Here is a 12,471-nt window from a genome sequence, read left to right on the forward strand (position 1 = left end):
GGTCCGGTCCGCCCGCTCCGGCGCGCGCCCGGCGCTGACGCCCTGTCAGTCCTCGTGCCGCAGGTGGAGGTCCCGCTCGGTGTGGCCGCCCCCGGCCGTCCGCAGCACGGTGGCGACCGGCGGGTATCCGGCGGCGATCACGGTGTACTCGCCGGAGGCCAGGTCGGCGAAGCGGAAGGTGCCGTCCGGCCCGGTGGTGAGGGTGTCCACGACGTTGCCGGCCGTGTCGAGAAGCGTCACGCGCGCGTCCTCGACCGGCCGTCCCCCGCCCGCCCGCACGGTGCCGCGCAGCAGGGCGCCGCCCGTGAGCTCGACGTCCTGGCGGGTCTCCCGGGCGGCCCGGAGCGTGACGGGGAGCGCGGCGGGGCGGAACCCGGACGCACCGGCGGCGAGGGTGTACTCCCCGGCGGGCAGTTCGGTGACGACGTAGGTGCCCTCGGGTCCGCTGCGGGTGGTGGCGACGACCTCGCCGTGCGTGTCGGTGAGGGTGACGGCGGCGTCCCGCACGGGGGTGCCGTCGGCGGTCCGCACCCGGCCCGTCAGCCGTCCGGCGCTGCCGCCGAGCACGATGTCGAGGTCGACCGGCCGCTCGCCGACGGTCACGGAGACCGCCTGCGGCTGGTGGCCGCCCGCGGCGGCGATGAGGACGTACGACCCCGGTCCGGGCGTCGGCAGCCCGTACCGCCCGTCCTCGCCGGCGGCGCTCCGCCCGACCTGCACCCCGGCCATGTCGATGAGGGTGAGGGCGGCCCTCGGCACGGCGGTCCCGTCGGAGTGCCGGACGGTGCCGTGGACGGGGACCCGCGCGGAGCGGGGCGAGCGTGCCTGCGGGACCGGCGGGGTCTCCGTCTCGGGGGCGTGGTGCGGCATCAGCGGTTTCTCCTTGAGGAAGAAGGCGATGAGCAGGCCGAGGACGAGGACCGGAACCAGGTAGAGGAAGATCCTCGGCATGGCGTCGGCGTAGGCCCTCACGTAGCCGTCGCGCAGCGCCGGGGGCAGGGCGTGGACGAGCTGCGGGGTGAGGGACTCGGGGTCGGGCAGCCCGGTGCCGGTGGGCAGTTCACCGGTGAGCGCGTCGGCGAGCCGGTGGGTGAGGAGGGTGCCGAAGACCGCCGCTCCGACGCTGCCGCCGATCTGCCGGAAGTAGTTGTTGGCGCTGGTGGCGGTGCCGAGGTCGGCGGGGCGGACGGAGTTCTGCACGGCGAGGACCAGCACCGGCATCACCATGCCGATCCCGGCGCCGAGGACGGCCATCCAGAGGCTGTAGTGCAGCCGGGGCGTGTCGGCATCGAGGCGGGACAGCAGCCACATGCCGAGGACGGAGAGGGCGCTGCCGAGGACGGGCCAGACCTTGTAGCGGCCGGTGTGGCTGACGAGTTGTCCGCAGACGATGGAGGCGCCGACGATTCCGGCCATCATGGGCAGCATCAGCAGCCCGGACTCGGTGGCGCCCGCGCCGTCGACCATCTGGAGGAAGGTCGGCAGGTAGCCGGCCGCGCCGAAGAGCGCGACGCCGATCACCAGGCCCACCAGGCCGGTGACGTTGAAGACGGGGTCCCTGAACAGCCGCAGCGGGATGAGGGGTTCGGCGGCGAAGTGCTCGGCGACCAGGAAGAGGGCCGCGGAGGCGGCCGCCCCGGCGCCGAGTCCGAGGACGACCCGGGAGTCCCAGGCGTACTCGGTGCCGCCCCAACTGGTCAGCAGCACCAGGCAGCTGGAGGCGGCGGCGAGCAGGAGCGCGCCGAGGACGTCGAAGCGGGGCTTGGCCGTGGGCCTGGGGAGCTTGAGGACGGCGGTCACGACGGCGAGGGTGACCAGGCCGAAGGGGACGTTGACGTAGAAGCACCAGCGCCAGGAGAGGTGGTCCGTGAACCAGCCGCCGAGCAGCGGGCCGGCGACGGAGGCGAGTCCGAAGGCGGCGCCGATCAGGCCCATGAAGCGGCCGCGTCGCCGGGGCGGCACGATGTCGGCGATGATCGCCTGCACACCGGTCATGAGGCCGCCGGCGCCGACGCCCTGGACCGCGCGGAAGGCGATCAACTGGTCCATGGTCCCGGCCCGTCCGGCGAGCGCCGAGCCGATGACGAAGACCACGATCGCGAACTGGAAGACGCCCTTGCGGCCGAGCAGGTCGCCGAGCTTGCCGTAGACCGGCAGTCCGACGGTGGCGGTGAGCAGGTAGGCGGTGATCGCCCAGGACATGCGGTCGAGGCCGTGCAGCTCACCGACGATCTCGGGGAGCGCGGTGGCGACGATCATCTGCTCCAGCGCGGCGAGCAGCAGCGCGAGCGTCAGTGCGAAGAAGACCAACCGGACGCGGCGCGGGCCGAGTTCGACGGGCCGGTCGGGAGCGGCCGGTGGCGCTTCGACCCGTTCCTCGTACGCCGGAGTCGTCACGCCCACCTGCCGCTCCCCTCGTCACGCCTGTCACGCAATTCCCGCTTTAGGCGACAACTACGAACAAGCGTGACGAGTTACGGCAGATCAGGGCGCCGGACTAAGATCCACTCGATCCGGTGACCGAGATCAACATCTCCCGGACGCTGGGGACTTACTTCTCGACCTCGGCAGCGAGCCGGTCGAGGAGGGCGTCGTAGATCCTGCCGAGGCCCTTGGGCGCGAAGGTCTTCTCGAAGAAGCCGCCGATGCCGCCGGCCCCGTCCCAGGTGGTGGTCACGACGACGCGGGACTTGCCCTCGCCGGCCGGGGTGACCCGCCAGACGGTGACCATGGAGGAGTTGCGGTCCTTCTCGACGAGCTCGCCGTCGGTGGGCTCGGTGACCTCCAGGAGGCAGTCGCGGATCCGCTTGCTGGTGGCCTGGAGCTTCCAGTGGACGAGGGTGCCCTCGCCGTCGCCGCCCTCACGGACCTCGTACTCGCTGAACTGCTCGGGCAGCACCTTGCCGCGGGTGCCGCTGTAGTCGGCGACGGCGTCGAACACCTTCTCCGCGTCCGCCGCGACGATCCGCTCCGTAGTGGCCTCGACCTGCGCCATCGACTTCCTCCAGGACTTCAAGTTCTCGGGCTTGGAGCAAGCCAACCACCCCCGCCCACGGGCGCCCAAATCGGGGTTGCACAGAAATTCGAACAAGTGTTTCACTCGAAGGGCAGTGCTACCGAGGAGGCCTCATGCGCTGGGAGAACCTCACCGAGTCCGCGGAACACGGACGGGCCGACGCCGCCCTCTTCGGCGCCGACGCGGTGGTCAGCCGTACTTTCGACACGCCCGAGTTCGCCGGGATCACGTTCCACGAGATCCGGGCCCGCTCGATCATCAACCGGGTGCCGGGCGCCTCCCGCATGCCCTTCGAGTGGACGGTCAACCCCTACCGGGGGTGCACCCACGCGTGTGTGTACTGCTTCGCCCGCAAGACCCACAGCTACCTGGACCTGGACACCGGTCTCGGCTTCGACTCGCAGATCGTGGTCAAGGTCAACGCGCCCGATCTGCTGCGCCGCCAGCTGGCCTCGCGCCGCTGGACCGGCGACCACATAGCGATGGGCACCAATGTCGACTGCTACCAGCGCGCGGAGGGCCGCTACCGGCTGATGCCGGGCATCCTCGCCGCCCTGCGCGACCGGGCGAACCCCTTCTCGATCCTGACCAAGGGCACGCTGATCCTGCGCGACCTGGACGTGCTGAAGCAGGCGGCCGAGGTGACGGACGTCGGTATCTCGGTCTCGGTGGGCTTCACCGACGGCGAGCTGTGGCGCACCGTGGAGCCGGGCACCCCGGCGCCGGAGCGGCGCCTGGACGTCGTACGGACGCTGGGCGAGCACGGCATCGGGTGCGGGGTGCTGATGGCACCGGTGATCCCGTTCCTGAGCGACCACCCGGCACAGCTGCGGGCCACCGTGCGCGCGATCGCCGCCGCGGGGGCCACCTCGGTCACCCCGCTGGTGCTGCATCTGCGGCCGGGCGCCCGGGAGTGGTTCATGGCCTGGCTGAACCGGGAGCACCCGTATCTGGTACGCCGATATGAGCGGCTCTACGCGGACGGCGCCTACGCCCCGAAGTGGTACCAGCGCCGGATCACCCGTCAGGTCCACGAGCTGGCACAGGAGTACGGCATCGGTCCCGCGGGCGCGGGCATGCCGCGGCGGATCCGGGAGCCGGAACCCGAGGTCGAGCCGATGTCCGAACCGACCCAACTCACGTTGATCTGAGAGCGTTCGAGCGCATCATTCGGCCCAATTGGGTCAAGTATTGTCAGAACACGTTCTTCCGGGCGTACTTTCCGGGACGATGCGGCGTGGACCGTGACCCTCGCGGCCCGAAACCCTCCGTCCTGGGAGGACTTCATGAGAAAACGCGCAGCCGTGCTGTGCGGCGCCGCGGTCGTCGTGGCCGGGACCCTCACCGCGGTCCCCGCCGAGGCCGGTGCCCAACAGCCCCCGCAGTCCCCGCAGGCCGCTCGGGCCGCCGAGCTCGTCTGGAAGAAGTGCGGCACCGCCGACCACCCGACGCTTCAGTGCGCGTCCCTGAAGGTGCCGCTCGATCACGCGAACCCGCGCGGACGACAGATCACCCTCGCACTGTCCCGCGTCCCGCACACCGCGAAGAAGTACCAGGGTCCGCTCCTGGTCAACCCCGGCGGCCCCGGCGGCAGCGGTCTGACCTTCGCCGGCTTCATCGCCTCCGGCCTGCCCAAGGCGGTCGCGGCCCAGTACGACGTCATCGGCTTCGATCCGCGAGGCGTCGGCAAGAGCAAGCCGGCCCTCGACTGCAAGCCGGGTTACTCCAACCCGGTGCGCCCGGACTCCGTACCGGGCACTCCCGCGATCGAGCGGGCCAACCTCCAGCGCGTCAAGGCCTTCGCCGCCGCCTGCGGCCGCAAGTACGCGAGCGTGCTGCCGTACATCGACACCGTCAGCGCCGTGCGGGACATGGACTCGATCCGCCGGGCACTCGGCGCGCAGCGGATCAGCTACTTCGGCTACTCGTACGGCACCTACCTGGGCGCGGTCTACGCCAAGCTCTTCCCGCACCAGGTCCGCCGCCTGGTCCTGGACTCGATCGTGGACCCGACCGGCGTCTGGTACGAGGACAACCTCGGCCAGGACTACGCCTTCAACGACCGGCACCGCGCCCTGATGGCCTGGATCGCCAAGTACGACGCCACGTACAAGCTCGGCACCGACCCGGAGAAGATCGAGGCCAAGTGGTACGCCATGCGGGCGGCCCTCGCCAAGAAGCCCGCGGGCGGCAAGGTGGGCGCCTCGGAGCTGGAGGACACCTTCATCCCGGGCGGCTACTACAACGGCTACTGGCCCTATCTTGCCGAGGCGTTCTCGGCGTACGTGAACAAGAAGAACGCCGACCCTCTGGTCGAGGCGTACGAGAACTTCGCCGCCGTGGACGCGGCCGGCGACAACGGCTACAGCGTCTACGCCTCGGTGCAGTGCCGTGACGCCTCCTGGCCGCGCGACTGGCGGCAGTGGCAGAAGGACAACTGGCGGGTGTACGAGAAGGCGCCGTTCATGGCGTGGAGCAACGCCTGGTACAACGCGCCGTGCGCGTTCTGGCCGACGGGCTCGCTGAGGCCGGTGAACATCGCCAACGGCAAGCTGCCGCCGGCGCTGCTCTTCCAGGCGACGAACGACGCGGCCACCCCGTACCAGGGCGGCGTGACGGTCCACCGGCTGCTGGCCGGCTCCAGCCTGGTCGTCGAGCAGGGCGGCGGGAACCACGGCATCACGCTGAGCGGGAACGCGTGCCTGGACAAGTACCTGGCCGCTTATCTGACCGACGGCAAGGTGCCGCGCGGACACGGTGAGGCCGACGCGGTGTGCAAGGCGCTGCCCGACCCGAAGCCGCTGACCGCGAAGGCGGCGTCGACGTCCTCGCGGGGCGCGGCGCTGCACGGGCTGCTCGGCTTCCGCGGCTGAGCGCCTGACGCTCCGTCGGGGACGGCGTTGTCAGTGGTGTGGTCCACCATGGACCCATGAGCGAGCTGACCAGGATTCCCGCCCCCGACGGGGTCGCCCCCGCGGCCCAGTACTCCCACGTGGTGCTGGGCCGCGGCCGTTTCGTCGCGATCTCGGGCCAGGTGGCCCTCGACGAGGACGGCGGGCTGGTCGGCGAGGGAGACGCCGAGGCCCAGGCCCGCCAGGTCTTCGAGAACCTCCGCCGCTGCCTGGCCGCCGCCGGGGCGACCTTCGAGGACGTCGTCAAGCTCACCTGCTTCCTCACGGACCTGGCCGACCTGCCGGCCCTCCGCGCGGCCCGCGCCGAGCACATACCCGACGACCGCCTGCCGGCGGCCTCGGCGGTCCAGGTGGCGGGGCTGGTGCGGCCGGAGTTCCTGATGGAGGTCGAGGCGTTCGCGGTGCTCGCCGATTAATTCGGGGGCCCGCACTGTCGGGCGCACCTAGGGTGCCGCCATGATCGACGACGATGACGAGCGCTTCCTCGTCCGCCCCATGACCCTCGCCGACTGCGACCGCGTGGGCGAGATCCGTGTCCGCGGCTGGCAGAGCGCCTACCGCGGCCTGGTCCCCCGGTCGTACCTCGACGCGATGAGCCCGGCGCGGGACGCCGAACGGCACCGGGCCCGCTTCGCGCAGGGGGACGCCGACATCGTGAACCTCGTGGCCGAGTGGGACGGCGAGGTCGTGGGCTGGGCCTGTCACGGTCCGTACCGCGACGGCGAAGTCCGCACCGCCGACGCCGAGTTGTACGCCGTCTACGTGGACCCGCGGCGGTACGGCACCGGCATCGGACAGGCCCTGCTCCTGGAAGCCCTGTGGAACCGCACGGCTCTCGGGCACGACCGCATGTACCTGTGGGTCCTGAAGGACAACACCGGCGCCCGCCGCTTCTACGAGCGGGCCGGCTTCGAGGCCGACGGCACCGAGGAGCCTTTCGAGGCGGACGGCGTCGAGGTCCCGGAGGTGCGGTACGTGCGAGCGCTCAACCCCTGACGTCACCGCGGCTCGGGCCGCTGCCGGGGAATCCGCGCCAGCGCCCGCACCGCCGCCTCCGCGAGCGCCGGATGCGCCAGGGCCTCGTTCAGCACGGGTCTGGCCCGGGTGTCGGCCAGGGTGCCGAGGCCCTCCACACAGGCGAGCGCCACCCGTCGGTACGGGTCGTGCGGGCGCAGTCGGCGTTCCAGCGTGGTGATCAGCGCGGGCACCGACTCGGGGGCGCGCAGCTGCGCGAGCAGCCGGACCGGGTGCAGGGCGTAGGCGACCCGGAGTTCATTGGTGGCGAGAGCGGCGGCCGCGCGGGCCGTACGTGGGTCTCCGAGGCGGGCGAGTGCGTACGCGGCGGTGGCACAGCGCGGTGGATCGCGGTGGTTGAGCAGCAGGACGAGCGACTCGAAGGCCCGGCGGTCCCCGGCGAGACCGAGCCGGAACGCGGCCAGTTCCCGGGCCCACAGCGGCTGTCCGGGCGCGGTGAGCACTCCGGCCAGCTCGTCGAGGTCCTCGGTCGCCACCAGCCGGTCCAGGGCGGCCGACGCCCCCGCCTCCTGCCGTAAGCGCTCCGTGAGCGATCGCAACTCTTCGTCCATGAACCCGAGGTTAGGGGGCCCGCCCGGCGCGCGGGACGTACATCACAAATCCGAGGGCTGGCGCGCTCGTTACCCACCGGTTAAGCTCAGACGAGCGAGTTACCCACTCGCGGAACTCCTTGCGGTGGCCTGGTGACGCAGCCGCCGTTGGGGGCACCTCCCACGCCCTTAAGGCAGTGGGGGAGCAGTCGGTTCGGTACCTCGGGTACCACCAGTACGACCCGGCCTGGGACAGGGCCGGTCGGCATCCCCCGTTCTCCGGGCCTGTGCAAGGCCCGTGACGACGGCCCGGGCGTGTGCGCCAGCAGCCCGGCAACACCCGCATTCCGCAGTTCCTCAACGCACCCGGTGCGCCCTTCGGCGTACCGGGTCGCGCTCCCAGTCGTCACCCTCATTCCTGGAGTTCCGCGATGGCCACTCCCCTGTCCGACCCTTCCCTGTCCCCGCTCCGGACGATCGCCGTCGTCGGTCTCGGCACCATGGGCACCGGCATCGCCGAGGTCCTCGCCAAGGCCGGCCGCGAGGTCGTCGGCATCGACATCAGCGAGGCGCAGGCCGCCAAGGCGGTCACCGTCCTGGAGGCCGCGACCGCCCGTGCCGTGGAGCGCGGCCGGCTCACCGAGCAGGAGCGCGCGGACGTCCTCGCCCGCGTCCGCACCTCCACCGACCTGCGTGCGGCGGCCGACGCCGACCTCGTCATCGAGGTGGCTCCGGAGTCGTACGAGATCAAGCACCAGATCTTCCGCGAGCTGGACGGGATCGTGCGTCCGGAGACGATCCTCGCGACCGGGACCAACGCCCTGTCGGTGACCCGGCTGGCCGCCGACTCGGCCCGCCCGGAGCGGGTGCTGGGCCTGCACTTCTTCAACCCGGCGCCCGCGATGAAGCTGGTCGAGGTCGTCTCCTCGGTGCTCACCGCGCCGGCCGCGGTCACCGCGGTCACCAACCTCGCCCTGGACCTCGGCAAGGAGCCGGTCGCGGTCGGCGACCGGCCCGGATTCGTGGCGGACGGGCTGCTGTTCGGCTACCTCAACCAGGCCGCCGCGATGTACGAGGCCAAGTACGCCTCCCGCGAGGACATCGACGCGGCGATGCGGCTCGGCTGCGGTCTGCCGATGGGGCCCCTGGCCCTGCTGGACCTGATCGGCATCGACACCGCGCGTACGGTCCTGGAGGCCATGTACGCCGAGTCCCACGACCGGCTGCACGCCCCCGCGCCGATCCTCAAGCAGCTCAGCGAGGCGGGTCTGACGGGCCGTAAGTCGGGACGCGGCTTCTACACGTACGAGGCCCCGGGCAGTGCCGCGGTCGTGCGGGACGCGCTGACGCCCCTGGAGAGCTCCTCGCGGGCCCAGGGCCGCGAGATCCGCTCGGTCGGTGTCGCCGGCTCCGGGACCATGGCGTCCGGGATCGCCGAGGTCTTCGCCAAGGCCGGCTACGAGGTCGTCCTCGCGGCCCGCAGCGAGGAGAAGGCGCAGACCGCGAAGGCCCGTATCGGCAAGTCGCTTTCGCGTTCCGTCGACAAGGGCCGGATGACCGCGGAGGCGGCCGCGCAGACCCTGGACCGGATCACCGCGGCGGGCTCGTACGAGTCCTTCGCGGACGTCGACCTGGCCGTCGAGGCGGTCGCCGAGGACCTGGAGATCAAGCAGCAGCTGTTCGCCACCCTGGACAAGGTCTGCAAGCCGGGCGCGGTCCTGGCCACCACGACCTCCTCGCTGCCCGTCGTCGCCTGCGCCCGCGCCACCTCGCGCCCGCAGGACGTGATCGGCATGCACTTCTTCAACCCGGCGCCCGCGATGAAGCTCGTCGAGGTCGTCCGTACGGTGCTGACGGCCGAGGACGTCCACTCGACGGTCCACGAGGTGTGTGCACGGATCAAGAAGCACGCGGTCGACTGCGGCGACCGTGCGGGCTTCATCGTGAACGCCTTGCTTTTCCCGTACCTCAACAACGCGATCAAGATGGTGCAGGAACACTACGCGTCCCTTGACGACATCGACGCGGCGATGAAGCTGGGCGGCGGCTACCCGATGGGTCCCTTCGAGCTCCTGGACGTCGTCGGGCTCGACGTCTCGCTCGCGATCGAGAAGGTCCTGCACCGCGAGTTCCGCGACCCGGGTCTGGCTCCGGCCCCGCTCCTGGAGCACCTGGTGGCCGCGGGCTGCCTCGGCCGCAAGACCGGCCGTGGCTTCCGCGAATATGCCCGCCGCTGAGCACGTCGGCGACTGGTTCAGCGGCGGCGAGGACTGGGGTGGACTGCTCGGTCCGGGCAGCCCTCCCCCGCCGACGGCACCCGGCGGCGCCCCGCCGGTGCCCGGCGGGACAAACCCGGGACACGCGCGCCAACCTGCGCACATGCAGTACGTTCGGGTCATGCCCCAGCCCGCCAAGTCGTCCCGTACACCAGCCACGCCCGACGCGCCGGAGAGTGCCGCCGGCAGCCGCGCGGCCGCCCAGCGGCTCAAGATGCGCCGCGAACTGGCGGCCGCCGCGATGGAGCTGTTCGCCACCAAGGGGTACGAGGCGACCACCGTCGACGAGATCGCGGCCGCGGCCGGGGTCGCCCGCCGCACCTTCTTCCGCCACTTCCGCTCCAAGGAAGAGGCGATCTTCCCCGACCACGACGACACGCTGATCAGGGCCGAGGCGGTGCTCAACGCGGCCCCGGCGCACGAGCATCCGCTCGACACGGTGTGCCGTGGCATCAAGGAAGTCATGAAGATGTACGCGGCCCGGCCGGAGATCTCGGTCGCCCGCTACAAGCTGACGCGCGAGGTGCCGACGCTGCGGGAGGCGGAGATCGCGTCGGTGGCCCGGTACGAGCGGCTGTTCACGCGGTACCTGCTCGGGCACTTCGACGAGCACGCCCACGACGACGACGCCAACGACGACCCGCTGCTCGCGGAGGTCGCAGCGTCCGCCGTGGTCACGGCCCACAACCACGTCCTGCGGCGGTGGCTGCGGGCCGGTGGCCAGGGGGACGTGGAGGCGCAGCTGGACCACGCCTTCGCGATCGTGCAGAAGACCTTCGGGACGGGCATCGGAGCGGGGCGGGACACCGGCACCGCACCGCGGCCGGCTCCCGCCGCGGTGACGTCCACGGGCGAGGTGCTGGTGACCGTGGCTCGCACCGACGCGCCGCTCGACGAGGTGATGCGGGCCATCGAGCAGGCGCTCAAGGAGCGCTGAGCGGCTCCTCGTCGCTACGTGGACGGCCGGTGACGGCTGTGATGACGGCCACCCTTCGGGGTGGCCGTTTTGGCATGTCAGGGGCCCATTTCAGGCAGCTTCCGAGCCCCGTTCGATCGATCATCGCTCATTTGTTACGTAAAGATTTCATCTGAGAGCAATCCATGGCACTCAGTGCCTTGCGCGGTGGCACGCGGTGTCTTACGTTGAGGGTGTCCGGGCGGCCGGCGTGCAGAGACCTTTCGTACGTCGGCTGTCCCAGCAAGTCATCGATTTGCCCGCCCGGACGCCTGCGTCACAGGCAACCTCCCGCGCCACAAAGCGCTGCCGAACAGCACCACCGCCGAACCGACGGCACCGACGTAACCCTCAGCGTCTCCCCTCAAGACGCCATTCGCCGGAGGCAACACCGTGACCGTGAAGGACATCCTGGACGCGATCCAGTCGCCGGACTCGACTCCGGCCGACTTCGCCGCACTGCCGCTCCCCGAGTCGTACCGCGCGATCACCGTGCACAAGGACGAGACGGAGATGTTCGCGGGCCTGGAGACCCGCGACAAGGACCCGCGCAAGTCGATCCACCTCGACGACGTGCCCGTGCCCGAACTCGGCCCGGGCGAGGCCCTGGTCGCCGTGATGGCATCGAGTGTCAACTACAACTCGGTGTGGACCTCGATCTTCGAGCCGCTGTCGACCTTCGGCTTCCTGGAGCGCTACGGCCGTACCAACGACCTGGCCAAGCGCCACGACCTGCCGTACCACATCATCGGCTCCGACCTCGCGGGCGTCGTCCTGCGCACCGGCCCCGGCGTCAACGCCTGGAAGCCCGGTGACGAGGTCGTCGCGCACTGCCTGTCGGTCGAGATGGAGTCGAGCGACGGCCACAACGACACCATGCTCGACCCCGAGCAGCGCATCTGGGGCTTCGAGACCAACTTCGGCGGCCTGGCAGAGATCGCACTCGTCAAGTCCAACCAGCTGATGCCGAAGCCGGACCACCTCAGCTGGGAGGAGGCCGCCGCCCCGGGGCTCGTGAACTCGACCGCGTACCGGCAGCTCGTCTCCCGCAACGGCGCCGCCATGAAGCAGGGCGACAACGTCCTGATCTGGGGCGCGAGCGGTGGACTCGGGTCGTACGCCACGCAGTTCGCCCTCGCCGGCGGCGCCAACCCGATCTGTGTCGTCTCCAGCGACCAGAAGGCGGACATCTGCCGCTCCATGGGCGCCGAGGCGATCATCGACCGCAACGCCGAGGGCTACAAGTTCTGGAAGGACGAGCGGACCCAGGACCCCAAGGAGTGGAAGCGCTTCGGCAAGCGCATCCGTGAGCTCACCGGAGGCGAGGACATCGACATCGTCTTCGAGCACCCCGGCCGCGAGACCTTCGGTGCCTCCGTCTTCGTCACCCGCAAGGGCGGCACCATCACCACCTGCGCCTCGACCTCGGGCTACATGCACGAGTACGACAACCGCTACCTGTGGATGTCGCTGAAGCGGATCATCGGCTCGCACTTCGCCAACTACCGCGAGGCCTGGGAGGCCAACCGGCTCATCGCGAAGGGCAAGATCCACCCGACCCTCTCCAAGGTGTACTCCCTGGAGGAGACCGGCCAGGCGGCCTACGACGTGCACCGCAACCTCCACCAGGGCAAGGTCGGCGTGCTGTGCCTCGCCCCCGAGGAGGGCCTCGGCGTGCGCGACGAGGAGAAGCGCGCCCAGCACATCGACGCCATCAACCGCTTCCGCAACGTCTGAGACACCCGGG

10 protein-coding genes are annotated in these 12,471 nt (G+C 71.0%); 7 read left to right on the forward strand and 3 right to left on the reverse strand.

Annotated features, from left to right (window positions below; all coding sequences use genetic code 11):
- Positions 1–45: 45 nt before the first annotated feature.
- On the reverse strand, positions 46–2,403 hold the full coding sequence (locus OHN19_RS08025) for an MFS transporter (protein WP_330263493.1): 2,358 nt from the start codon (positions 2,401–2,403) through the stop codon (positions 46–48).
- Between the two features lie 148 nt (positions 2,404–2,551).
- Positions 2,552–2,995 (reverse strand): SRPBCC family protein, encoded by a 444-nt coding sequence (locus tag OHN19_RS08030; protein WP_330263494.1) that lies wholly within the window; start codon positions 2,993–2,995, stop codon positions 2,552–2,554.
- A gap of 134 nt (positions 2,996–3,129) precedes the next feature.
- Here OHN19_RS08030 and OHN19_RS08035 point away from each other — a divergent pair, with 134 nt between their 5' ends.
- The 4 genes from OHN19_RS08035 (at position 3,130) to OHN19_RS08050 (ending at position 6,924) form a co-directional block, all read left to right on the forward strand.
- Positions 3,130–4,167 carry an Rv2578c family radical SAM protein gene (locus OHN19_RS08035; protein WP_330263495.1) on the forward strand — a complete coding sequence of 346 codons (1,038 nt, stop codon included), beginning with the start codon at positions 3,130–3,132 and terminating at the stop codon, positions 4,165–4,167.
- Between the two features lie 135 nt (positions 4,168–4,302).
- Positions 4,303–5,889 carry an alpha/beta hydrolase gene (locus tag OHN19_RS08040; RefSeq protein ID WP_330263496.1) on the forward strand — a complete coding sequence of 529 codons (1,587 nt, stop codon included), beginning with the start codon at positions 4,303–4,305 and terminating at the stop codon, positions 5,887–5,889.
- A gap of 56 nt (positions 5,890–5,945) precedes the next feature.
- A complete protein-coding gene (locus OHN19_RS08045) occupies positions 5,946–6,344 on the forward strand; it encodes a RidA family protein (RefSeq protein WP_330263497.1) in 399 nt (132 codons plus the stop codon).
- Between the two features lie 40 nt (positions 6,345–6,384).
- The gene (locus OHN19_RS08050; protein ID WP_330263498.1) at positions 6,385–6,924 is read left to right on the forward strand and encodes a GNAT family N-acetyltransferase; all 540 of its coding nucleotides are present in this window, start codon (positions 6,385–6,387) and stop codon (positions 6,922–6,924) included.
- Positions 6,925–6,926: 2 nt separating this feature from the next.
- On the opposite strand, the gene OHN19_RS08055 is transcribed toward OHN19_RS08050, so the two are convergent.
- On the reverse strand, positions 6,927–7,514 hold the full coding sequence (locus OHN19_RS08055; protein ID WP_330263499.1) for an adenylosuccinate lyase: 588 nt from the start codon (positions 7,512–7,514) through the stop codon (positions 6,927–6,929).
- Between the two features lie 410 nt (positions 7,515–7,924).
- On the opposite strand from OHN19_RS08055, the gene OHN19_RS08060 reads away from it, so the two are divergent.
- From OHN19_RS08060 to ccrA, 3 genes are all read left to right on the forward strand, one after another.
- Complete coding sequence (locus OHN19_RS08060; protein ID WP_330263500.1) at positions 7,925–9,730, forward strand: 3-hydroxyacyl-CoA dehydrogenase family protein; 1,806 nt, start codon at positions 7,925–7,927, stop codon at positions 9,728–9,730.
- Between the two features lie 160 nt (positions 9,731–9,890).
- Positions 9,891–10,706, forward strand: a complete 816-nt coding sequence (locus tag OHN19_RS08065; protein WP_330263501.1) for a TetR family transcriptional regulator — start codon at positions 9,891–9,893, stop codon at positions 10,704–10,706.
- A gap of 417 nt (positions 10,707–11,123) precedes the next feature.
- Complete coding sequence (ccrA, locus tag OHN19_RS08070) at positions 11,124–12,461, forward strand: crotonyl-CoA carboxylase/reductase (RefSeq protein WP_330269550.1); 1,338 nt, start codon at positions 11,124–11,126, stop codon at positions 12,459–12,461.
- The last annotated feature ends 10 nt before the right edge of the window (positions 12,462–12,471 follow it).

It is taken from the genome of Streptomyces griseorubiginosus (assembly GCF_036345115.1).
GTDB classification, from domain to species: domain Bacteria; phylum Actinomycetota; class Actinomycetes; order Streptomycetales; family Streptomycetaceae; genus Streptomyces; species Streptomyces griseorubiginosus_C.